Annotated in this window: 25 protein-coding genes; 9 read left to right on the top strand and 16 right to left on the bottom strand. The window is 62.7% G+C overall.

The window, feature by feature from the left end; translation table 11 throughout:
* Positions 1-107 precede the first annotated feature (107 nt).
* Positions 108-539, top strand: coding sequence for an HIT family protein (locus NKH49_RS31080; protein WP_352502384.1), 432 nt, complete (start codon positions 108-110; stop codon positions 537-539).
* A gap of 95 nt (positions 540-634) precedes the next feature.
* On the opposite strand, the gene clpA is transcribed toward NKH49_RS31080, so the two are convergent.
* The 3 genes from clpA to NKH49_RS31065 form a co-directional block, all read right to left on the bottom strand.
* Entirely contained in the window at positions 635-3,103 is a 2,469-nt protein-coding gene (clpA, locus tag NKH49_RS31075) for an ATP-dependent Clp protease ATP-binding subunit ClpA (RefSeq protein WP_352613749.1), read from the bottom strand.
* Positions 3,104-3,109: 6 nt separating this feature from the next.
* Positions 3,110-3,436, bottom strand: coding sequence for an ATP-dependent Clp protease adapter ClpS (gene clpS, locus NKH49_RS31070; protein WP_023717744.1), 327 nt, complete (start codon positions 3,434-3,436; stop codon positions 3,110-3,112).
* Positions 3,437-3,710: 274 nt separating this feature from the next.
* Positions 3,711-4,040 (bottom strand): phasin family protein, encoded by a 330-nt coding sequence (locus NKH49_RS31065; RefSeq protein ID WP_352929317.1) that lies wholly within the window; start codon positions 4,038-4,040, stop codon positions 3,711-3,713.
* A gap of 298 nt (positions 4,041-4,338) precedes the next feature.
* Between NKH49_RS31065 and NKH49_RS31060 the strand changes: the two genes are divergently transcribed.
* The gene (locus NKH49_RS31060; protein WP_352929314.1) at positions 4,339-5,727 is read left to right on the top strand and encodes an SPOR domain-containing protein; all 1,389 of its coding nucleotides are present in this window, start codon (positions 4,339-4,341) and stop codon (positions 5,725-5,727) included.
* A gap of 46 nt (positions 5,728-5,773) precedes the next feature.
* On the opposite strand, the gene NKH49_RS31055 is transcribed toward NKH49_RS31060, so the two are convergent.
* From NKH49_RS31055 to NKH49_RS31040, 4 genes are all read right to left on the bottom strand, one after another.
* On the bottom strand, positions 5,774-6,472 hold the full coding sequence (locus tag NKH49_RS31055) for a DnaJ domain-containing protein (protein WP_352448805.1): 699 nt from the start codon (positions 6,470-6,472) through the stop codon (positions 5,774-5,776).
* Positions 6,472-7,203 (bottom strand): vWA domain-containing protein, encoded by a 732-nt coding sequence (locus NKH49_RS31050; RefSeq protein WP_352613752.1) that lies wholly within the window; start codon positions 7,201-7,203, stop codon positions 6,472-6,474. The genes NKH49_RS31055 and NKH49_RS31050 overlap by 1 nt, the downstream gene beginning before the upstream one ends.
* A 125-nt stretch (positions 7,204-7,328) precedes the next feature.
* Positions 7,329-7,766 (bottom strand): DUF1489 family protein, encoded by a 438-nt coding sequence (locus tag NKH49_RS31045; RefSeq protein WP_352466463.1) that lies wholly within the window; start codon positions 7,764-7,766, stop codon positions 7,329-7,331.
* A gap of 85 nt (positions 7,767-7,851) precedes the next feature.
* Entirely contained in the window at positions 7,852-9,255 is a 1,404-nt protein-coding gene (locus NKH49_RS31040; RefSeq protein WP_352929310.1) for an L-serine ammonia-lyase, read from the bottom strand.
* A 170-nt stretch (positions 9,256-9,425) separates the two neighbouring features.
* On the opposite strand from NKH49_RS31040, the gene NKH49_RS31035 reads away from it, so the two are divergent.
* The gene (locus tag NKH49_RS31035) at positions 9,426-10,181 is read left to right on the top strand and encodes a DUF599 domain-containing protein (protein ID WP_352540576.1); all 756 of its coding nucleotides are present in this window, start codon (positions 9,426-9,428) and stop codon (positions 10,179-10,181) included.
* Here NKH49_RS31035 and NKH49_RS31030 read toward each other — a convergent pair.
* The 6 genes from NKH49_RS31030 to NKH49_RS31005 form a co-directional block, all read right to left on the bottom strand.
* Complete coding sequence (locus NKH49_RS31030) at positions 10,118-10,927, bottom strand: YdcF family protein (RefSeq protein ID WP_352766619.1); 810 nt, start codon at positions 10,925-10,927, stop codon at positions 10,118-10,120. The genes NKH49_RS31035 and NKH49_RS31030 overlap by 64 nt on opposite strands.
* Before the next feature lie 27 nt (positions 10,928-10,954).
* Positions 10,955-12,520 carry an amidase gene (locus NKH49_RS31025; RefSeq protein WP_352929307.1) on the bottom strand — a complete coding sequence of 522 codons (1,566 nt, stop codon included), beginning with the start codon at positions 12,518-12,520 and terminating at the stop codon, positions 10,955-10,957.
* Positions 12,520-12,978 (bottom strand): GNAT family N-acetyltransferase, encoded by a 459-nt coding sequence (locus tag NKH49_RS31020; protein WP_352471668.1) that lies wholly within the window; start codon positions 12,976-12,978, stop codon positions 12,520-12,522. Before NKH49_RS31020 ends, NKH49_RS31025 begins: the two co-directional genes overlap by 1 nt.
* A 7-nt stretch (positions 12,979-12,985) precedes the next feature.
* Positions 12,986-13,273 carry an Asp-tRNA(Asn)/Glu-tRNA(Gln) amidotransferase subunit GatC gene (gene gatC / locus NKH49_RS31015; protein ID WP_023674910.1) on the bottom strand — a complete coding sequence of 96 codons (288 nt, stop codon included), beginning with the start codon at positions 13,271-13,273 and terminating at the stop codon, positions 12,986-12,988.
* A gap of 75 nt (positions 13,274-13,348) precedes the next feature.
* The gene (locus NKH49_RS31010) at positions 13,349-13,765 is read right to left on the bottom strand and encodes a hypothetical protein (protein ID WP_352471669.1); all 417 of its coding nucleotides are present in this window, start codon (positions 13,763-13,765) and stop codon (positions 13,349-13,351) included.
* 24 nt (positions 13,766-13,789) lie between these two features.
* Complete coding sequence (locus NKH49_RS31005; RefSeq protein ID WP_352471670.1) at positions 13,790-14,497, bottom strand: metal-dependent hydrolase; 708 nt, start codon at positions 14,495-14,497, stop codon at positions 13,790-13,792.
* A gap of 116 nt (positions 14,498-14,613) precedes the next feature.
* Between NKH49_RS31005 and ruvX the strand changes: the two genes are divergently transcribed.
* Positions 14,614-15,099 (top strand): Holliday junction resolvase RuvX, encoded by a 486-nt coding sequence (gene ruvX / locus NKH49_RS31000; RefSeq protein ID WP_352471671.1) that lies wholly within the window; start codon positions 14,614-14,616, stop codon positions 15,097-15,099.
* Here ruvX and NKH49_RS30995 read toward each other — a convergent pair.
* From NKH49_RS30995 to NKH49_RS30985, 3 genes are all read right to left on the bottom strand, one after another.
* The gene (locus NKH49_RS30995) at positions 15,066-15,377 is read right to left on the bottom strand and encodes a DUF6105 family protein (RefSeq protein WP_352471672.1); all 312 of its coding nucleotides are present in this window, start codon (positions 15,375-15,377) and stop codon (positions 15,066-15,068) included. The genes ruvX and NKH49_RS30995 overlap by 34 nt on opposite strands.
* Entirely contained in the window at positions 15,377-15,931 is a 555-nt protein-coding gene (locus NKH49_RS30990) for a hypothetical protein (RefSeq protein WP_352929304.1), read from the bottom strand. Before NKH49_RS30990 ends, NKH49_RS30995 begins: the two co-directional genes overlap by 1 nt.
* A gap of 159 nt (positions 15,932-16,090) precedes the next feature.
* Entirely contained in the window at positions 16,091-17,719 is a 1,629-nt protein-coding gene (locus tag NKH49_RS30985; RefSeq protein WP_352471675.1) for a DNA alkylation response protein, read from the bottom strand.
* A 155-nt stretch (positions 17,720-17,874) separates the two neighbouring features.
* Here NKH49_RS30985 and NKH49_RS30980 point away from each other — a divergent pair, with 155 nt between their 5' ends.
* Genes NKH49_RS30980 through NKH49_RS30960 form a run of 5 tightly spaced genes read left to right on the top strand, consistent with a single transcriptional unit; the run spans position 17,875 to position 22,332 of the window.
* Positions 17,875-18,837: an aspartate carbamoyltransferase catalytic subunit gene (locus NKH49_RS30980; protein WP_352448791.1), complete on the top strand. Its 963-nt coding sequence runs from the start codon at positions 17,875-17,877 to the stop codon at positions 18,835-18,837.
* On the top strand, positions 18,837-20,123 hold the full coding sequence (locus tag NKH49_RS30975) for a dihydroorotase (RefSeq protein ID WP_352929300.1): 1,287 nt from the start codon (positions 18,837-18,839) through the stop codon (positions 20,121-20,123). The genes NKH49_RS30980 and NKH49_RS30975 overlap by 1 nt, the downstream gene beginning before the upstream one ends.
* Before the next feature lie 58 nt (positions 20,124-20,181).
* Entirely contained in the window at positions 20,182-20,769 is a 588-nt protein-coding gene (plsY, locus tag NKH49_RS30970; protein ID WP_352682860.1) for a glycerol-3-phosphate 1-O-acyltransferase PlsY, read from the top strand.
* Positions 20,766-21,890, top strand: coding sequence for a DNA-processing protein DprA (gene dprA, locus NKH49_RS30965; protein WP_352929298.1), 1,125 nt, complete (start codon positions 20,766-20,768; stop codon positions 21,888-21,890). Before plsY ends, dprA begins: the two co-directional genes overlap by 4 nt.
* Positions 21,891-21,936: 46 nt before the next feature.
* Positions 21,937-22,332, top strand: a complete 396-nt coding sequence (locus tag NKH49_RS30960; protein WP_352929295.1) for a hypothetical protein — start codon at positions 21,937-21,939, stop codon at positions 22,330-22,332.
* Positions 22,333-22,516 lie beyond the last annotated feature (184 nt).

Raw genomic sequence — 22,516 nt, 5'->3', positions numbered from 1 at the left:
AATCGCTCAGCCGAGCGGGCCGGCACGGCCGATGTCGACCGATCGTCTTGCCCGCCCGGAACAGCTTCGCTACACGAGACAGCGAGCCAAGAACCGGAGCGCGCGCCATGGCCGAAGCAACCTATGACAGCAGCAACATCTTCGCCAAAATCCTGCGCGGAGAAATCCCTTCGCACCGCGTCTACGAGGATGACGCGGTCATTGTCTTCATGGATGTGATGCCGCAAGGACAGGGTCACACGCTGGTGGTGCCGAAAGCGCCGTCGCGCAACTTGCTTGACGCGGATCCGGCGGTGCTTGGCCCGCTCTTCGCTCACGTCCAGAAAGTTGCGCGGGCCGTAAAGAAGGCCTTCGATGCCGATGGCGTCACGGTTATGCAGTTCAACGAACCAGCTTCGGGGCAGACTATCTTTCACCTTCACGTCCATGTCATTCCGCGCTTCGAGGGCATTCCCCTGAAACCGCACAGCGGACAGATGGAAAAGCCTGAAGTCCTGGCCGAAAACGCCGGCAAGATACGGATGGCGCTGGCAAGCTGAACCGGTGCAACCGCTCTGGCGGGCGCCGGGCGGTTAACCGGAAGGTGACATAAAAAAAGCCCCGGTGCCGGGGCTTTTTTTGACTTGTGGATTCGTCAGTTCTTACGCGGCAGTTGCGGCACAAGGCTGCGCTTGCCACCATCCTTGCCTTTCGGCTCCGGCTTCGGCGCCACCGCCTTTTTCGCGGCGGGCTTCTTCGCCACGGCCTTCTTGGCCTTCGGCACGTCGTCCGGCTCTTCCTTCTTCGGCTTCACCGGCGCCTCGTCGGCGAGCGATTCGAGCTTCAGGCCGGTCTCGCCGGTTTCCTTCTTCTCGACGGTGACACGTACCGTGCCGCCCTTCTTGAGCTTGCCGAACAGCACCTCGTCGGCCAGCGGCTTCTTGATGTGCTCCTGGATGACACGGCCAAGCGGCCGGGCGCCCATGCGCTCGTCATAGCCCTTGTCGGCCAGCCATGCGATCGCCTCCTGCGACAGGTCGAATGTCACGCCGCGCTCGGAAAGCTGCGCTTCCAGCTGCATGACGAACTTCTGCACCACCTGATGGATGACCGGCACCGGCAGCGAGCCGAACGGAATGATCGCATCGAGACGGTTGCGGAACTCCGGCGTGAACAGCCGGTTGATCGCTTCGACATCGTCGCCTTCGCGCTTGGTCGAACCGAAACCGATGGCCGCGCGCTGCGCATCGGACGCGCCCGCATTGGTGGTCATGATCAGGATGACATTGCGGAAGTCGATCTGCTTGCCGTTATGGTCGGTCAGCTTGCCGTGGTCCATGACCTGCAACAGGATGTTGAACAGGTCCGGATGCGCCTTCTCGACTTCGTCCAGCAACAGCACGCAATGCGGATGCTGGTCGACGCCGTCGGTCAGAAGGCCGCCCTGGTCGAACCCGACATAGCCGGGAGGGGCACCGATCAGCCGCGAAACGGTGTGGCGTTCCATATACTCCGACATGTCGAAGCGGATCAGCTCCACGCCGAGCGACGCGGCGAGTTGCTTGGCCACTTCCGTCTTGCCGACACCGGTCGGACCCGAGAACAGGTACGAGCCGATCGGCTTTTCCGGTTCCCGCAGGCCGGCCCGCGCCAGCTTGATGGCCGAAGTCAGCGCGGTGATCGCGGTGTCCTGGCCGTAGACGACGCGCTTCAACTCGATGTCGAGGCCTTGCAGCACCTTCTCGTCGTCGGCGGAAACCGTCTTCGGCGGGATACGCGCCATCGTGGCGATCGTCGCTTCGATCTCCTTGATACCGATGGTCTTCTTGCGCTTGGCTTCCGGCACGAGCATCTGCGAGGCGCCGGTCTCGTCGATCACGTCGATCGCCTTGTCCGGCAGCTTGCGGTCGTTGATGTAACGCGCCGAGAGCTCGACTGAAGCCTTGATCGCCTCGCTCGTGTAGCGGACCTTGTGGAACTCCTCGAAATAGGGCTTGAGGCCCTTCATGATCTCGATGGCGTCCTCGACAGTCGGCTCGTTGACGTCGATCTTCTGGAAGCGCCGCACCAGCGCGCGGTCCTTCTCGAAGAACTGGCGGAACTCCTTGTAGGTGGTCGAGCCGATGCAGCGGATCGCGCCCGAAGACAGCGCCGGCTTCAACAGGTTCGACGCATCCATGGCCCCGCCGGAGGTGGCCCCTGCCCCGATCACGGTGTGGATTTCGTCGATGAACAGCACGGCGCCGGGATAATCCTCGAGCTCCTTGACGACCTGCTTCAGCCGCTCCTCGAAATCGCCGCGATAGCGGGTGCCGGCCAGCAACGTGCCCATGTCGAGCGCGAAGATGGTGGCATTGTGCAGCACTTCGGGAACGTCGCCCTCGACGATGCGCTTGGCGAGGCCTTCGGCGATTGCCGTCTTGCCGACGCCAGGATCACCGACATAGAGCGGGTTGTTCTTGGAGCGGCGGCACAGCACCTGGATGGTCCGGTTGATCTCGCTCTCGCGACCGATCAATGGATCGATCTTGCCGGCCTTGGCCTTGTTGTTCAGGTTGACGCAATAGGCAGTCAGCGCGTCCTGCTGCTGCTTCTTCTTGCCGCCTTCCTCTTGCGGCTCGGCTCCGCTCTGGCTGCCTTGCTCGTCGTCGGCGCCGCGCGGCGTCCGCGTCTCGGAAGCGCCGGGGCGCTTGGCGATGCCATGCGAGATGTAGTTGACCGCGTCGTAGCGGGTCATCTGCTGTTCCTGCAGGAAGTAAGCGGCGTGGCTCTCGCGCTCGGCGAAGATGGCGACGAGCACGTTGGCGCCGGACACTTCCTCGCGGCCTGACGACTGCACATGGATCACCGCGCGCTGGATGACGCGCTGGAAACCGGCAGTCGGCTTGGAATCTTCATCGTAGCCGGTGACGAGGTTGTCGAGCTCGGTGTCGATATAGGTGAGGACCGTATGCTTCAACTCGTCGAGATCGACGTTGCAGGCACGCATGACAGCGGCCGCCTCGGTGTCGTCGATCAGGGCGAGCAGCAAATGTTCAAGGGTTGCATATTCATGGTGCCGCTCATTGGCGAGCGTCAGCGCTTGGTGAAGCGCCTTTTCCAGGCCTTGGGAGAAAGCCGGCATGTTACCTCACTTCTTCTCCATCACGCATTGCAGCGGATGCTGATTCTGTCGGGCGAAATCCATGACCTGAGACACTTTGGTCTCGGCCACCTCGAATGTATAGACCCCGCACTCGCCCACCCCATGATTGTGAACATGAAGCATTATGCGTGTGGCGGCTTCGCGGTCCTTCTGGAAAAAGCGCTCCAGCACGTGGACCACGAATTCCATGGGTGTGTAGTCGTCGTTAAGAATGAGGACCCGATACAGACTGGGCTTCTTGGTCTTGGTTTTTGTGCGCGTGATGACGGCCGTGCCGCGACCGGCCTCATTGCCGTTGCTGCCGTTCTGCATTCGCACCACGTAGCTCGTGGCAGTCAAACCTATAGTCACGTAGTCCTGCCTCTTTCGAATCCTCATGCATGCTCGACATGTAGGTGTTCGATGGACGATTTTAAGCCCTTCTGTTTAGCTGACAATATGGCTAGGTGGCCAAACTTGACCGATTTTTCAAATCGTGAAGACCGCAGGCCCCCGATTTCGAGCCGGCATGAAAAAACCCGGCCGCGCGTTTGCGACCGGGTCTGTCTTTGCAAGCCCAAGGGCCGGCTCGGAATGTTCGTCGAATTTACTTCGCCTTGGCGACGATCGATTCGAACGGCTTGTAAGCTTCCTTGGCGAGTTCGGCATAGAGATCGCCAAGCTTGGTGGCCTCGGTGACGAAGCTCTCATAGGACTGCTTGGCATAGTCGGACTGGATATCGATCGCCTTGTCCAGCGACTTGGCGGAAAAGAGCTTCTCGACAGCGGCGCTACCGGCTTCGAAGCTTTTCTTGGTGTACTCGCCCGCCTCGGCGGCGATAGCCTGCGCACCCTTGGACAGCGAGGCGAAGCTCTTCAATCCGGTGTCCGCAAATTCCTTGCCGTATCTGCTGAAATCTTCATAGGTCTGGGTCATTTCACGCATTCCCTTGAACGGTTGCCTTGGACGACAGACGCGGCTTGTCCGGGCCGCGTTGTGCAATGCGTGTAAATATATTGTGCAGTGCACAAAAGTCAAGATTCCCGCGGCAATGCGCATCGTGAGCTGCCGGCAATCGCTAAGATTCGAATAAAGAGAAGCTCAATCACACAGAAAATGGTGAACGCGGCGGTTACCATAAACGGATTGGTAACGCTGCCCGCGTTAGCGTGGCCGGAGGTGAGGCAGGACCCTTTGCCGCCTCCAAGGCAACGGAAATTCAAAGGAACTATCAGTGCGTAAGGCGTTGTCGGGCTTCGTTTCCAAATCCGCGTCCCCCCTCAAAACGATCATGATCCTCGCCATGGCGATGAGCTTCGTCGTCGCGGACGCGGCCTCATCCATGGCGGCCAAGTCGGCGGCCATCGTCATCGATGCCAAGACCGGCAAGGTGCTTTATTCGTCGGATGCCGATGGCCGGCGCTATCCGGCTTCGCTTACCAAGATGATGACGCTCTATCTGACGTTCGAGGCGTTGGCGAAGGGCAGGATCAGCAAGAATTCCCCGGTCGTGTTCTCGGCCAATGCCGCTGCCGAACCGCCGACGAAGCTCGGCGTCAAGCGGGGCGGCTCGGTCACGGTCGAGACCGCGATCCTGTCGATGGTGACCAAATCGGCAAACGATTCCGCAACGGCGCTTGGCGAGATGCTCGGCGGCAACGAAGCCAATTTCGCCCGCATGATGACCGCCAAGGCGCGGGCGCTGGGCATGAGGGGAACCGTTTTCCGCAACGCCAACGGCTTGCCTGATCCCGGCCAGTTCACGACCGCGCGCGACATGGCGATGCTCGGCATCGCCCTGAGAGAGCATTTCCCCCAATACTACGGCTATTTCTCGCAGCGCTCCTTTCTTTACGGGCGGCAGCGCATCAACGGCCACAATCGTCTGCTCGGACGCATCAAGGGCGTCGACGGCATCAAGACCGGTTACACCCGCGCCTCCGGTTACAATCTGGTCTCCTCGGTCTCGGATGGCGATCGGCGCATCGTAGCGGTGGTCATGGGCGGCAGGTCCGGAGGCAGCCGCGACAGCCAGATGGCCGGGTTGATCAATGCCTACATGCCGCAGGCGTCGTCGCGCGGCGGCGGCGTGCTGATTGCCAAGGCCGGCGGCGGCAATCCGATTTCAGCCTTGGCCAAGGTGCTTCTACCGAAGCATGACGCGCCGGCACCGGACAGTAAGCCGGACGACGATGCCGTTGCCTCTCTTGTCGAGGAAAATGCGCCCGTCGTCGAAGAGACCGCTCCGGTCGTTCAGGCCAAGAGGGTCAAGACGGCGGCTGTGTCGACGGTGGACGACGTGGCGACAGCCCGGGTCGCCGCAGCCTATGCCGAACCGGCGGCAGAGGTCGATCCGGTCAGCACGGCGTCGGTGCCATCCGGCTGGGCAATACAGGTCGCCTCTTCGCCAAAACAGGCCGAAGCGAAGGCTTTCCTCGACAAGGCGACGAAGCAGGCGCCCTCCGTTCTGACCGATGCCTCCGGTTTCACCGTCGCCTTCGACAAGGACGGTGTCACCTACTACCGCGCCCGGTTCGGTGGTTTCGGTTCGAAGACGGCTGCCTGGAAAGCCTGCAACGCTTTGAAAAAGAAGAAGATCGAGTGCTACGCCGTCCAGCAGTAAGCGGCGCGAAACGATATCTGTCCCGAAGTTCTTGCGTCGAAGGAGACTAGTTGTGATTGGAGAGCAAGACGTCCTTGGCTTCATTGATCCGCGCCGCCAGGAAAGACGTGCCACCGATATCGGGGTGCAGGCGCTGCATCAGGCGGCGGTGCGCCTTGCGGACATCCGCCGCGGCAGCCCCCGCTTCAAGACCAAGGATCTTGTAGGCCTCCTCCTTAGTCATGGCGCCAGAACCTGGCGCAACACCCAGCCCTTCGCCACCATTCGCATCAGCGTCTTTGCGCCAGATGGGAAATCGGCCGTCAAGATACGTCTCTAGCAATTGGCGGCTCTCCGGATCGCCGGAGAGTTCGCGATAGAGTTGCTGCAATTCGGCAAGCCCCATCGAGCCAAGCATCTTGCCTTCATGGCGCCCGGCCAGCACAAGGCCTTCGAGGCCGCCGGTATCGTGATCGAGTTCCATCTCAAGCGCCGCCGTACGAACTGTCGAACGCTTGCCTGCCGCCAGTTTGGCTGCCGGCCGATTCATGCGCATGGAGCCGTACCAGGCGAGCGCAGCCGACAGGATCAAGCCCCCGATGCCCTCGCGCCCGACCAGCAGCACGGCGACGCCGACCAGCCCGAGCAGCACAGGTCCAAGCGTCCTCATGCCGCCTGCAAGCTTCGCCGGATCGGCGCGCAGGAAGATGGTGAGCATGCCGAGAAACACCAGAAGCAATGCTACGAAAGCGATAATCGCGCCCATCAGTTTCCGCCGCCCCGCATATGCTCGATCATCAGTCGGTCCTCCGGCCTGCCCCGGGCCTCCAGTGCCTTCAGCCCGCCGGTGGCAAACACGGCGACGGACGAAAGCAGGCCGGCCAACGTCGCGGCAGCCCGCCGATCGAACCTGAACCAGGCCCCTTTCGACAGCCGCGCAATTTCCTTGAACGCCTTTTCCGCAGCGGCATCATGGCCCTCCTGAAAGACGAAGACAGGAACGCCGTGCAGACCGAGGCTGCCGGCCTTTTCGGCCAGATCATCTATGTTTTCTTCCATCGCGTCGCCGATATAGACCAGCGCGTTGACCTTGGCCGCCGCCGTCTGTTTCAGCGCGTGGGCGAGCACCTTGCCGATCTGGGTACGGCCGCTGCGGCAGTTGATGCGCGTCATCAGCTGTTTCAGAGCTGCGGTATCGGTGACGAATGCGGATGAGCGGCACTCGCCAAGGCCGCGAAAATAGACAAGTTGAACCTTGAGCGCCCCGGCCTTGCCGACGGCGTCGAACATCTCGGCCTGCAGCGCACAGGCGAGATCCCAGGTCGGCTGGCGGCTCATTGTCGCGTCGAGGGACAGGATCAGCCTGCCTGAACCGGTGGCGGATGCAGCGAGCGTCCTTGCCTGACGGAGAAACGCGTCGATCTCGCCGGTGCTCGATTGAGACTCGACCGGCGCAGGATTGGCCCTTGCAGGCACGGGCTGCTTCTTGTCGCTCATGACATTCAAGATGTGGCGTTGTTCCCCGGCTTGCAAGCCCAGATGAGGCGACCTGGAGGACCTGTGATGATGGCACCTGCGGACAGCGCTTCGGCTGGTCATCTTGGCGTTTGCGTTTCTCGGCGTCAGAGCAGGCCGAGATCGGCAAGCTCACGCCTGAGCTTCGGCGGCATCTCGATCAGCCCGGCTTTGCCCTTGCCGAGATCGGCCGGCGCGTCCGCCGGCTTCAGGTAGCGCCACCCCTGGAATGCACGGCGCGGTTGCCAGTCAGTGCGCACGACCTCGGGATCGAGGATCAGATGGCAACGGCCGATGCCCTCGTCATCGGTGAAGGGCCGGATTTCGGTGATCAGCTGGCGGCATTGGACATTGCCCTTGATCACCCAGTAGAGCGAGCCGCCGTCGGTAATCTCGGCGCCACGCGTCGGCACCATGCGGGTGGTGTGGTAGTGCTCGGCCGGTTCGCCGGCGCGGCGCCGCTCGTCGAGACGGAAGGCAATCCACTCTTCCAGATCCTCGACGCTGTCACAGCCGACGCAAAGCTTTATGAGATTGAGAGACATCGTTTAAGGTTTAGTCCAGCACGCGAACGCGTCAACGGCCTGATCGACTTCTCCACAGTGGTGGTCCATGCCGCCAGATTGGCGCTCAGCACTCCACGACATTGACGGCCAATCCGCCAAGGCTGGTTTCCTTGTACTTTTCGTTCATGTCGAGGCCGGTCTGGCGCATCGTCTCGATCGCGGCATCGAGCGGCACGAAATGAACGCCGTCGCCCTTGATGGCCAGCGAAGCGGCGGTCACCGCCTTGACGGCACCAAGCGCGTTGCGCTCGATACACGGCACCTGCACCAGGCCGCCGACCGGATCGCAGGTCATGCCGAGATGATGTTCCAGCGCGATCTCGGCAGCATTCTCGACCTGCTCGGGCGTGCCGCCCATGACGGCGCACAATCCCGCCGCAGCCATTGCCGAAGCCGAACCGACCTCGCCCTGGCAGCCGACTTCCGCCCCCGAGATCGAAGCATTGGTTTTGATGATGCCGCCGACGGCCGCCGCCGTCAGCAGGAAATCGCGGATGCTGGGCTGGTCGGCTTCGGGATGGAAATGCAACCAGTAGCGCAGCACTGCGGGCAGAGTGCCGGCCGCCCCATTGGTTGGCGCGGTGACGACACGGCCGCCGGCAGCGTTCTCCTCATTGACCGCCATCGCATAGATCGACAGCCAGTCGTTGGCGAGCAGCGGGTTAGGCCGGTTCTGCTGCCATTGCTCCTGCAGCTTGTCGTGCAGCATCCGGGCACGGCGGCGCACCTTGAGTCCGCCCGGCATGATGCCGTCTTGCGACAGGCCGCGCTCGATGCAGCCCTTCATGGCGCTCCAGATGCCGTCGAGGCCGGCGTCGAGCTCCCCGCGCGACATCTGTGTCTCCTCGTTGACGCGCTTCATCTCGGCAATGGAAAGCCCGCTTTTCGCTGCCATGGACAGCATTTCGACGGCGTTCCTGAACGGATACGGAACCTTCTTGCCTTCGGTTGTCGCCGAGCCCCTCGCCTTCATCCGCTGCAGTTCTTCCTCGGACACTACGAAGCCGCCGCCGATCGAATAGTAGACGCGCCTCAGCAGCAACCGGTCGCCGGCATCATGGGCAGAAAACGCCATGCCATTGGCGTGACCCGGCAGCGGCGTCTTGCGATCCAGCACCAGATCCGTTGCCGGGTCGAAACGGTAGGACGGATGGCCGGGCGGCGAAATCCGCTTCTCGGCGGCGATGCTAGCGACGATGCCGTCTGCTAGGTCGGGATCCACCGTCTGCGGCGTCTGGCCGGCGAGGCCGAGCACCACGGCACGATCGGAGCCATGGCCGATGCCGGTATAGGCGAGCGAGCCATGCAGGCTGGCAGCGATCCGGTCGACCTTGGCGCCGGCCGGGCGCGGCCAGTCGTCTCCCGCAATCTCGTCGAGAAACCGCCGCGCGGCCGTCATCGGCCCCATCGTGTGCGAACTCGATGGGCCGATGCCGATCTTGAACAAGTCGAAAACCGAAAGGAACACGTGGGCGTTTTCTCCTGGGACCCTGTTGAGGTCTACATATAGGAATTCCCATGATGTTTTCCGCTGTTTTGAAGATTGCGGCGCTGCGCCTGCCGACCTTGTTTGCTCCGGCAGCGACATTCCAGCTTCGGCCATCGAAGCGTTACTGCCGCCTGTGGTAAAAGCAACGCATGAGCGATTCCTTTCACCTATCGACGGCCGACCTTGCGGCGCTGGGGTTCTTCCTTACCGCGTGGGTGCTGCATACGCTCGCCGCCGACGGAATGCTGGTCAGCCGCATGTCGCTGACGAGGGCGATGAACGCGCAGCGCGAGGCCTGGATGCGGACCATGGCCGAGCGCGAGATCCGCATCGTCGACACCGCCATCATGAGCGGCCTGCAGCAGGGAACCGCCTTCTTTGCCTCGAGTTCGCTGATTGCGATCGGCGGCTGTTTTGCCCTGCTCGGCGCCTCCGATCAGGTTCTGACCGTGTTGACCGACCTGCCGTTTGGCGCCACGTCTTCACGCGCGGCCTTCCAGACGAAGGTGTTCGGGCTGGTGCTGATCCTGGCTTTTTCCTTCTTCAAGTTCGGCTGGGCTTACCGGCTGTTCAACTATTGCTCGATCCTGATCGGCGCCGTGCCGATTCCACATGGCGAGGCGTCGCGCAATCCGGTCACCGAAACGGCGGTGTGGCGTGCCGCGCGCATGAACATGTTGGCCGGAAAGCATTTCAATTCGGGCCTGCGCGGCGTGTTCTTCTCGATCGGCTATCTCGGCTGGTTCGTCGATCCCACGGTGTTCGTCCTGTCGACGCTGCTGCTCCTGGCGGTGCTGGTGCGCCGGCAGTTTTTCTCCGCGGCGCGACAAGCAGTGCTCGGTCAGCCGCCCGGCCCAACATCCGGCGCCGGAAAAGGCCGGTCTATCCGGCCTGACAGCCAGTAGGCAATCAGCCCGATCCATTCACGGGTCGCGATGGTTGTGGTCTGCAGTGCTTCGTTGGCATCCGTGCGGAACAGGCCGATGCCTTCCTTGCCGGAGGTGCGGTAGTCGACCGGCCACGGAACCGTCGGAAAGCCGGCTTTGTCGAACAGCGCCTTGGCGCGCGGCATGTGGAAGGCCGAGGTCACCAGCAGCCAGGTCTCGCCCGGTTTTGGCGTGATCAGTTGCTTGGTGAAGACCGCATTCTCGTAGGTGTTGCGTGATTTGCCCTCAAGGACCAGCCGATCGGCCGTCACGCCGAGCGCAGTGAACAGGCGTGGAGCTGTCGCCGCATCGCCCTCGTCTTCGCGGACCATTGCAATGGGGCCACCTGAAATGACGACCTTAGCTGTCGGAAAACGCAGTGCCAGCACCGCTGCCTCGACCATTCGATCGCCACTGGCGTTGAGTTCATAGCCGCTGCGGACGAAGTTGATGGCGCTCTCCATACCGCCGCCGAGCACAATGATTCCGTCAACTCGTTCCGGCAGGGCTGGCCTAGGGAAACGCTCCTCGAGCGGATTAAGCATCACTGCGCCGAGCGAGGTCCACGCCGAGAGTCCAAGGACAAGGAATGCCAGCACGCTGCCGGTGGCAAACAGCCTCTTGCGCCCGACCAATGCCGCAAGCAATCCAGCCAGCAGCAGGATGATCGCGAGATTAAGCGGCTGGACGAAGAGCCACAGAACCTTGGAGACATAGAAGAACATCCCTCACCCCTCAGATGAGAAACGATCCTACCACCATTTTTCCGGCTGAAATGTGCCGGCCGCCTGTTCGATGACGTGGGCGGTCTGGAACAGCGTCTCCTCGTCGAAAGGCCGGCCGATCAGCTGCAGGCCGAGCGGCAGCCCCTTGGCGTCGAGCCCGGCTGGAACCGCTATGCCTGGCAACCCGGCCATGTTCACCGTCACCGTAAAAATGTCATTGAGATACATCTTGACCGGGTCGGCGGCCATGTCCTCGTCGGCGATGCCGAAGGCAGCGGAAGGCGTTGCCGGCGTCAGGATGACGTCGACGCCTGCTGCAAATACATTTTCGAAGTCACGCTTGATCAGGGTTCGAACTTTCTGCGCCTGCAGATAGTAGGCATCGTAATAGCCGGCGGAAAGCACATAGGTGCCTATCATGATGCGGCGCTTGACCTCCCGCCCGAAGCCGGCGGCGCGGGTCTTTTCATACATGTCGACAATGTCCTTGCCGGGCACGCGCAAGCCATAGCGGACGCCGTCGTAACGGGCGAGGTTGGACGAGGCTTCGGCCGGCGCCACGATGTAATAGGCCGGCAGCGCGTATTTTGTGTGCGGCAGCGAGATATCGACGATCTCGGCGCCGGCATCCCGCAGCCAGGCAATGCCTTTCTGCCACAGCGCCTCGATCTCCGCGGGCATGTCATCGACACGATATTCCTTTGGGATGCCGACCCTCATGCCTTTGATCGGGCGGCCGATCGCCGCCTCGTAGTCCGGCACCGGCAGGTCGACGGACGTCGTGTCCTTCGGGTCGACCGAAGCCATCGACTTCAACAGGATCGCGGCATCGCGGACGTCGCGCGCGATCGGCCCGGCCTGGTCGAGCGAAGAGGCGAAAGCTACGATCCCCCAGCGCGAGCAGCGGCCATAGGTCGGCTTGATGCCGACTGTGCCAGTGAAGGCGGCGGGCTGGCGGATCGAGCCGCCGGTGTCGGTGGCGGTGGCGCCGGCGCACAGGAAGGCCGAGACCGCTGATGCCGAGCCTCCGGACGAACCGCCCGGCACCAGTTGGGCATTGTCCAACGTGCGCGCGGTCCTGGTGCCGCCCGCCGAAACGAAGCCGCCCTCGCCCTGATGTGTCGTCGGCATTACCACCGTGTCGAAGCGCGAACGCCGCCACGGATTGATGACCGGCCCGTAATGCGAGGTCTCGTTGGACGAGCCCATGGCGAACTCGTCCATGTTGAGCTTGCCGAGCATGACGGCACCATCCGCCCACAGATTGGCGGTGACCGTCGATTCGTAGCGCGGTTTGAAGCCGTCCAGCACATGGCTGCAGGCCTGGGTGTGGACGCCTTCGGTGCCGAACAAATCCTTGATGCCGAGCGGGATACCCTCGAGCGACCCGCCCTCGCCCTTGGCCAGTTTCGCGTCGGAGGTCTTGGCCATGTCGCGCGCCTTGTCGTCGGTGACCACGACGTAGGCATTGAGCGCCGGATTGGCTCGCTCGACCGCCGATAGATAAGCCTCGGTGATTTCGGTGGCTGTGATCTCCCTGGAGCGCAATTTGGTGCGGGCCTGCGAAATCGTCAGCTGGGTAAGGTCGCTCATCAGGCAAGGCTCTTTTCGTAAAACACCGACCACTCGGAATCGGGATAATTCAGCACCGGCCCGCAACGCGAAAAACCGGCGCGTTCGTAGACGGTCCAGGCGGCGGGATGACGGTCGCCCGTCTCCAGAACCAGACGCTTAAGCCCTTCTTGGCGCGCCAGCGCCTCGATACGCTCGACAATCTTCGCGCCGATCTTGCGGCCGCGATGCGAAGGTCGCGTATACATGCGCTTGACCTCGCCGACGACAGCATCGTGGCGCTTCAGTGCGCCGCAACCGATGGCAAGGCCGTTGTCGCGGGCGATGAAGACGGTCGTGTCGCGGTCCGCCATCTGCTCGACCGTCAAATGGTAGCAATGCTCCGGCGGCGTCAGCTCCAGCAATGTGGCGTTGAGCTCCTCGACCAGCCCACGCACATCGTCCTGCAGCGGCGTCTCAGCCGCGATGTCGATTGCCATCGGCCTGCTACTCCACGACCTTCGGCACAAGGAAGAAATTTTCTTCGGTCGCCGGTGCATTGGCGACGATGTCGGCTGCCTTGCCGCCGTCGGTGACGACGTCCTGGCGCTTTTTCATTGCCATCGGCGTGACCGAGGTCATCGGCTCGACGCCGGAAACATCGACCTCGTTCAACTGCTCGACAAAGCCCAAAATGGCGTTCAATTCGCCGGTCATGCGCTCTGCATCCTCCTCGCTCACCGCAATACGGGCAAGATGCGCCACGCGCTTCACAGTTTTTATATCAACGGACATGTTTGTGCCTCGGGAAAACCAGCGCTATAGCGGCGCGGCGCGTGCCACGCAACATGCATCGTGCCTTCAACTGCCCTATGGCATCGCCACGCCGTCGCAGAGGAAATAACTGCCGCCGTTGCCGCTCTGCTCGCCTTCGTCGGCGGCAGGCCGAACCGATACCAGGTCGATCTGCTTCGGGCTCATCTGTGTCAGTGAGAGAACATCGGGAAAGACGTAGCCCGGCTCCTGGCATATAGCGGTCACCGCCCAGCTCGGTGAGCGTGTCGCTTTGGTGATCTGCAGGAATTCACAATTATATTCGATGCTTTCCAGGCCATTTGCTGACAGCACGATATTGCCGCCCTCGATCACCGTCTGCAGCGTATCCTTTTTGGCCTGCGCGCAGAGGTCCTCCGATTGCAGATAGACGCCCTCGATGAAATTTTCCGCGGCCAGCGTCGGCGACGCGGCAACCAGCATTGAAATGCAAAGAGAATTTCTCAAGCGCATCGTATCGTTCCGGACCGGCTTTCTTTACAGCGTAATCGTCTCGCCGATCTTCGGCAACGCAACTTTCACACCCGATCCATCCAGCCCGGCCACGAATTTGTCGGCAGTCTGATCGATCATCGGAAATGTGCCGAAGTGAGCGGGAACGACCGTCTCGAACTTGAAGAAACGCTGGCAGGCAAGGGCTGCTACCGCGCCACCCATGGTGAAGCGGTCGCCGATCGGCACGATGCCGATCTTCGGTTCGTGCAACTCGTTGATCAGCGCCATGTCGGAAAAAATGTCGGTGTCGCCCATATGATAAAGCGTCTTGTCCTCGGGAAAGTGCAGGACGAGCCCGCCCGGATTGCCGAGATAGGTATTCTGGCCACCCTCGCCCGGAAAGGACGATGAATGCAGAGCCTGAACGAAGGTGGTGGTGAAGCCGCCGCAATCGACGGTGCCGCCGATATTGCCGGGATTGATCTGCTTGTCACCGACACCCTTGCCGACCAGGTACATGCAAATCTCGAAATTGGCGACCAGCATCGCGCCGCTCTTCTTGAGCACTTCGACGGCGCCGCTGATGTGGTCACTGTGGCCATGGGTGAGCAACACGTGCGTGATCCCTTCGGCCGGCCCTTCCCAGCCGCCCGCCCATGACGGATTGCCGACCAGATAGGGGTCGATGAGGATTTTCGCGCCTTCGATTTCGATTCTGAATGCCGAATGTCCGTACCAGGTCAGTTTCATCAATGCTTTCCTCGATTTTTGCTTCGGTAGAGGATAGAACGCCGACGGCGAAATTAAAGTGCCGCGCACGCTTTGCGCGTATAGGACGTGCGGCGTCGCGGTCAAAGGAAAAGCCGTTGGGCATCATCACCATCGAGGAGTTGCCGGCCCGGCTGGGCGGCGGCAAGACCCTGGCCGGTCTCGACCTTGGCGACAAAACGATCGGCGTGGCGGTTTCGGACCGCGGCTTGTCGTTCGCGCACCCGCGCCCCGTCATCATGCGCAGGAAATTCTCGCTCGATGCCGCAGTGCTGCTCGCCCTATTGCAGAAGGAGAATGCCGGCGCCGTGGCAATCGGCCTCCCCATCAACATGGACGGCTCGGAAGGCCCGCGCGCCCAAAAATCCCGCGCTTTCGTCCGCAACATGGCTGGATTGACCGATCTGCCGTTCGTCTTTTGGGACGAAAGGCTGTCGACGGTGGCGGCCGAGCGAACACTGATCGAGATGGATTTTTCCCGCAAGAAACGCGCCGGCAAGATCGATTCAGCGGCGGCCGCTTTCATCCTCCAGGGCGTTCTCGACCGGCTTCAGGCGCTCGGCGTCGATGCCTGGTCGAAATAGCGGTTGCGCATCGCCGTGATCCAGCCACCAATCGTCTTGCGGCGGCGAAATGCCCAGAACGCCACCAGCAGCACGCCGTCGAATACGCAAGCTTTCGCCACCATGCCCGGAATGAGCGCCGGATCGACGCCCAGCATCTGTCCATAGAGCTGGAAGACGAGATCGTGTAATTGGCGGCTCAGCATGACATAGCCGAAATTGATGTCGTTGAGCGACAGAAAGAACCAGCCCCAAAACAAGAGGAGCGGAGCCGCCCACAGCGCGAACAAGGTGCGCATCAGCGGTCATCCCTCGAATCCAGCCGGCCGGAAATGCGGGCAAGCGAGGAATTATGCGCCGCTGCCTTGGCCATGACATGCGCGGCCGCTCGGATTTCGCCGGTCCCTGGAGCTGCCGCGGCAACGGTCGACCGCCGCTCCGCGAGCACCGCGACATAGGACGCCAGAAGTGCCGCCAATTGCACCGCGACAATCATGAACAGCCCATTGATGCCTTGCGCGGCGCCGCCGATGACGATCAGCGACAGCACGCCTAAGGCGGAAATGAAGGCGATTCGCATGACGCTGTCGGCGGGATCCGGGTTGGTCGTGTCGCTGGTCAGTGCTTCAACAAAGGCCCAGCAGAACAGCACCGCGACGACAAGCAGTGCCACGGCGAGCGGCGCCACGACGACGGCGTTTTCGAGATCGGCAAATCGAGTGTTCTGGACGGGAACGCCCAGTACGCCAAGGGCCGTCGCCACGCCTCGATTCCCGTCCATGCAAATGAACGCCAGCAGGGCGAAAACGGCCGCCCAATGCAATGCCAGAAAAGAGCTCAGAATATGCCGCATGACGCTCCTGCTTCGCAGGGCAAAGCCGCTCAAGCTGAACAATCCTTGCCTTAACCATAACACTGGGCTTTGCCACCGGCCGCCGCAATGGAAACCATTCGTTAAGGTTAACGGCCATCCACAGGGTCGCGAGAGCGGCAGCGAATTGGGCGACGGCCCTTAGTTGATCGGCGGGTAGAGCGTATCGATGATCATGCGCGCATCATGGCGGGAATCGATCATGCCATAGGTATTGCGCCACTGGCCGGCGAGGCGCGTTTCGACGAAGGCGTCGGCGATCCGCCCTGCCCCCAACCTGCGAAGCTCTGCCGCCGCCGCCGACAATGCCAATTGCTCGGTCAAGAGCCGCGCCGAGCCCTCGTCGGTTGCAGCGACCTGCATTGCCGCTTTGAGCACGCCGACGGTGCCGCGTCCGCCGGCGCCGAGATCGCGGTCGATGCCGGCCAGCACGTCATCGAACAGGCCGGGTGCACGCCCCAGCACACGTAGCACGTCGAGCGCCATGACGTTGCCGGATCCCTCCCATATCGCGTTGACCGGAGCTTCGCGATAGTAGCGGGCGAGCGGCCCCTCCTCGACATAGCCATTGCCGCCGAGGCACTCCATCGCTTCATAGAGCAGCGGCGGCGCAATCTTGCAGACCCAGTATTTGACGACCGGCGTCATGGCGCGCGCGAAGGCCGCCTCGCCGCGGTCGCCGGCCGCCTCGTCGAAGGAGCGCGCCAGCCGGAACGACAGCGCAGTAGCGGCGGCAACGTCGAGCGCCATATCGGCCAGCACCCGCTGCATCAGCGGCTGCTCGACCAGATTGGTTCCGAACACCTTGCGGTGGCGCGTGTGGTGGACGGCCTCGGCCAGTCCGGCCCGCATGATCGCCGATGAGGCGACGGCACAGTCGAGCCGCGTCAGGGTCACCATGTCCATGATCGTCTTCACGCCCGCGCCGGGCTCGCCGACCATCTCGCCGATGGCATTGACGAATTCCACCTCCGACGAGGCATTGGATCGGTTGCCGAGCTTGTCCTTCAGCCGTTGAAAACGGAAGCCGTTGCCGGATCCGTCGCCGAGCAGGCGGGGAACGAGAAAGCACGACAGTCCCTCCGGCACCTGTCCGAGCACCAGGAAGGCATCCGACATCGGCGCCGACATGAACCATTTGTGGCCGGTCAGGCGATAAAACCCGCTGCCGGCGCGCTCGGCCCTGGTGACGTTGGCACGGACATCGGTGCCGCCTTGCTTCTCGGTCATGCCCATGCCGAGCGTCAGCCCGGCTTTTTCGACCGGAGGCTTCTGGCTTTGATCGTATTTGCGCGTCGTCACCCGAGGCGCCCATTCGCGAAACAGCTTCGGGCTGGCCATCAGCGCTGCCAGCGAAGCGCTGGTCATGGTGATCGGGCAGAGATGTCCGGTCTCGAGCTCAGCCGTGAGGTAAAAGCGTGCAGCGCGCACCTGGTGGCGCCGGCCGATCTCGGCGTCGCCATTCTCCCAGACCGACGAATGCAGCCCGTTGGCAACAGAGCGGCGCATGAGCGCGTGATAGGCGGGATGGAACTCGACCTGGTCGATGCGCCGGCCCTGGCGGTCATGGGTCCTGAGCTTCGGCATCTCGACATTGGCAAGACGGGCAAGTTCCTGCGCCTCATGGGTCAGAACGAACCGGCCAAGCCCGTCGAGGTCCTTGCGCACCGGATCGGAAAAGCGCTCGGCAAGCTGGATCAGCAACGGATCGCCCCGCCAGGCGTTGCCGCCGGCCAGCGGCGGCGGCTGGTTGGTCACGTCGTCGGTCACGCTTCGTCCTTATCACCTGAAGGCTGCGAATCCAAAGCCAAGGCGGTTTATAGCCTATGGCCAGCGGCGCGCGACGAAAATACCGGGGAGAACCAATCCAATCCCAAGCCGGTGCTTGCAGCCGCGGAGCCTCCCCCCTATAGCAGCGACTTGAGATGACCGACGCATCGTCCCTGCCGCTTTATCCCCACCGCCATCTTCTGGGCATCCGCGATCTTTCCCCTGCCGACATCGAGCTTCTGCTCGACCGGGCGGACAGGGCCGTTGCCATCTCGCGGCAGTCGGACAAGAAGACATCGACGCTGCGCGGCCGCACCCAGATCAATCTCTTCTACGAAGCCTCGACCCGTACGCAATCGTCATTCGAGCTGGCCGGCAAACGGCTCGGCGCCGACGTCATGAACATGTCCGTAGCGAGTTCGTCGGTGAAAAAGGGCGAGACGCTGATCGATACGGCGATGACGCTGAATGCCATGCGTCCCGACATATTGATCATCCGCCATCAATCGGCCGGCGCGGCAGCACTTCTTGCCCAAAAAGTTGGCTGTTCGGTGGTCAATGCCGGCGACGGCGCCCATGAGCACCCTACCCAGGCGCTGCTCGACGCACTGACCATCCGCCGCGTCAAGGGTCCGTTGTCGAAGCTGATCGTGGCGATCTGCGGCGACATCCTGCATTCGCGCGTGGCCCGCTCCAACATCATCCTGCTCAACGCGCTTGGTGCCCAGGTCAGGGTCGTCGCCCCTTCGACGCTTTTGCCCGCCGGCATCGAGAAGATGGGCGTCATCGTCACACGTTCCATGGCCGAGGGTCTGAAGGACGCCGACGTGGTAATGATGCTGCGCCTGCAGCGCGAACGCATGGAAGGCGCTTTCGTACCGTCGGTGCGCGAATATTTCCGCTATTTCGGCCTCGACGCGGAGAAGCTGAAGGCGGCCAAGGACGGTGCGCTGGTCATGCATCCCGGCCCGATGAACCGCGGCGTCGAGATCGCCTCCGAGATCGCCGACGGCCCGCAAAGCGTTATCCAGGAACAGGTTGAGATGGGCGTCGCCGTGCGCATGGCGGTTATGGAAGCGCTGCTCGACCCCCGTCGAAATCACGAGGGCCGCGCCTAATGAGCATTACGGTCTTCCGCCGGGCCCACATCGTCGACCCGTCGCGCGGCATCGATGAGGTCGGCACCGTCATCGTTGAAGGCCGCAAAATCGTTGCCGCCGGCAAGGCGGCCTTGAACCAGGGCGCGCCCGACGGCGCCACCATCATCGACTGCGCCGGCAAGACTATCATCCCCGGATTGATCGACGCGCGCGTCTTCATCGGCGAACCCGGCGGCGAACACCGGGAGACCATTGCTTCGGCGAGCATCGCTGCGGCGGCCGGCGGCGTCACCTCAATCGTCATGATGCCCGATACCGACCCGGTGATCGACAATGTCGCACTGGTCGAGTTCGTGCTGCGCACCGCCAAGGACACCGCCATCGTCAACATCTTGCCGGCAGCAGCGATCACCAAGGGGCTGGAAGGCCGCGAGATGACCGAATTCGGCCTGCTGCGCGAGGCCGGCGCGGTCGCCTTCACCGATGGCCGGCATTCTATTGCCAGCGCGCTGGTGATGCGCCGCGCGCTGACCTATGCGCGCGATTTCGGTGGCGTCATCGCGCATGAAACCCAAGACGCCGACCTCGCTTCGGCCGGCGTGATGAACGAAGGCCTTTACGCAAGCTGGCTTGGCCTTGCCGGCATTCCGCGCGAAGCCGAATCGATCCCCTTGGAGCGCGATCTCGCGTTGGCTCGCCTGACCGGCGGCGCCTATCACGCTGCCAAGATTTCGACGGCTATGGCGGCAAGCGCGGTAGCACGCGTGAAAGCCGATGGCGCCAATGTCACATCAGGCGTGTCGATCCACAATCTGTCGCTCAACGAGAATGATGTCGGCGAGTACCGCACCTTCTTCCGGCTGACGCCGCCGCTGCGCGCCGAGGAAGACCGGCTGGCGATGATCGAAGCGATCAAGGACGGCACCATCGATCTCATCGTCTCCTCGCACGACCCGCAGGACGTCGACACCAAGCGCCTTCCCTTTGCCGATGCCGCGGCCGGCGCCATCGGCCTGGAAACGCTGCTAGGCGCAGCGCTGCGGCTCTATCACAATGGCGACGTGACGCTGCTCCGGCTGGTCGAGACACTGTCGACCGCGCCGGCAAGATTGTTCGGCCTGCCCGGCGGCACGCTGAAACCGGGGGCATTGGCCGACCTTTCGCTCGTCGATCTGGACGAGCCATGGGTCGTCAGCGAGAGCGGCATCCGCTCACGCTCGAAAAACACCTGTTTCGAAGGCGCACGACTGCAAGGCAAGGTCTTGCAAACGATGGTGGCGGGCCGCACAGTGTTTTCGGCCTAGGACGAAAACAGGTGTCACGGCTTAAAATCCGCTCAGCCAAGGAAAGTTCGGGGAAACAATGGCTTACAGTCCCGTCTTGGCATTGGTGTTCGGCTATCTTCTCGGCTCGATCCCGTTTGGCCTGCTGATCACCCGTGCCGCCGGCCTCGGCGACGTGCGCAACATCGGCTCCGGCAACATCGGCGCCACCAATGTGCTGCGCACCGGCAACAAGAGCTTGGCCGCGGCCACGCTTCTGCTCGACGCCCTTAAAGGCACCGCGGCGGTGCTGATCGCAGGCCGCTTTGCGCCCGAGTTCGGACTTTGGGCCGGCTTCGGCGCGTTTTTAGGTCATCTCTTTCCGGTCTGGCTCGGCTTCAAGGGGGGCAAGGGTGTCGCCACTTACCTTGGCGTGCTGATCGGCCTTGCCTGGCAGGCGGCGCTGATCTTCGCCGTCGTCTGGCTGGCGGTGGCCTTCCTGTTCCGCTTCTCCTCGCTTGCGGCACTGACGGCAGCAGTCGTGGTGCCCATGGCGCTGTATTTCCTGAGCACGCCGCAGATTGCCGGGCTTTTCGCGGCGATGAGCCTAATCGTCATCGTAAAGCACCGCGCCAACATTGCGCGGCTGCTTGCCGGCACCGAGGGTAAGATCGGGGCCAAGGAGTGAGCGAGCCCGACGCTGGGCCGCGCCTCAGCGACCGGCAGCGGCTGAGCTGGCTTCGTCTGATCCGCACGCCGAATGTCGGCCCGGCTTCCTTTCGCGACCTGATCAACCGGTTCGGTTCGGCCGAAGCAGCGCTATCGATGCTGCCCGAGCTGATGATTTCGGGTGGCGCCAAAAAAATCGTCCGCATCCCGTCCATTGCCGAGACCGAGGCGGAGCTGGAGACCGCCCGGCGGGCTGGCGCCCGCTTCGTCGGCATCGGCGAAGCGGATTATCCGCCGCTGATGAAAAGCATGGATCATCCGCCGCCGCTGCTCGCGGTCAGGGGCAATAGCGCGGTGTTCCGCTTGCCAGCGGTCGCCATCGTCGGCGCTCGCAACGCATCGCTGGCCGGCATCAAGATGGCGCGAATGCTGGCGGCGGATCTCGGCCGCGACGGCTATGGCATCGTCTCCGGCCTGGCGCGCGGCATCGATACGGCCGCGCACCAGGGCAGCCTTGCGACTGGCACAATCGGCGTGCTCGCCGGCGGCCTCGATTTGCCCTACCCGCCCGAAAATGCCGGCCTGTGCGACGAGATCGCCGAGCGCGGCAGCGCCATCATTTCCGAAATGCCGTTTGGCTGGCAGCCACGCGCACAGGATTTTCCGCGCCGCAACCGGCTCGTCGCCGGTGCTGCATTGGGATTGGTGGTGGTCGAGGCCGCACAGCGCTCCGGCTCACTGATCAGCGCCCGGCTTGCCGGCGAGATGGGCCGGCTGGTTTTCGCCGTTCCCGGTTCGCCGCTCGATCCGCGCGCCGCCGGCACCAATGGCCTGCTCAAGGACGGCGCCATCCTTGTCACCGAGGCCGCCGATATCACCAGTGCGATAGCGCCGCTGGTCGGCGGCTGGTCGCCAAGGACATCGCCGCTTGAAGAGCCGCCCGACTTTTCAGCAACACCGCCGCCGCGCGAGGACGACCGCGACCGCGTCGTCGAGGCGCTCGGCCCGACGCCGGTAGCAGTCGACGAGATCATCCGTCACACCGGCCTGCATCCCGCTCAAGTGTTCATGGTGCTGCTGGAGCTCGACCTCGCCGGACGGCTCGAACGCCATCCCGGCGGCAACGTCTCGCTGATCTGACCGAGAGCTTGCGCATGTCACCGCAAGCAATCCCGACGTGATTCCGATGGCCGATCCGAGCAACAAACCAAAGCAGATGCTGTTCACTTGTATGACGGCCCTCGTCTGGTCAGCACTGAGTGTCATGCTGGCGCTGCAATGGTCGATGGATCTCGGCATGTCGGGTTTTCCCGACGGCTACATAACGCCCTTCGCAAGAGCGACCAGCACGCTTCTGGGCATTCTGACGGCAGCCTGCATGGCCCAGGGTCTCTACTTTTTCCTGGCCGGTGTGTTCGGCAGGAAGGTAAGCGCCGTCGGTCTTTGCCTGCAAATCCTTGCCGCAGCGGTTCTCACCGTGGTGCCAGTGCTTATCTTGAAGGATTGTCCGCATTCACAGCTGTGCAGCAGAGCGTATGAGGCGCTCACCGGCACGATGATGGACGATGGGGCGGGCGGCTAAAGCCACTGCATGCGTTCGGCACGAGGTTGTCACCCATGTCTTAGGTACAATCTGTTACCTATGTCTCCGGGTTGGACAATATGCGCGGCCTGAGACATAGGTGACGTTTTGTACCGGACACATGGGTAACACTTTTGGCTTTTGGCCGGAGGTGTTGATGCCGTGGAGAGAGTGTTCGGTGATG

Source organism: Mesorhizobium sp. M1088, from assembly GCF_040318575.1.
GTDB lineage: Bacteria > Pseudomonadota > Alphaproteobacteria > Rhizobiales > Rhizobiaceae > Mesorhizobium.
Note: the sequence above shows the minus strand (reverse complement) of the source record. Positions and strands in the feature narration are given on the sequence as shown.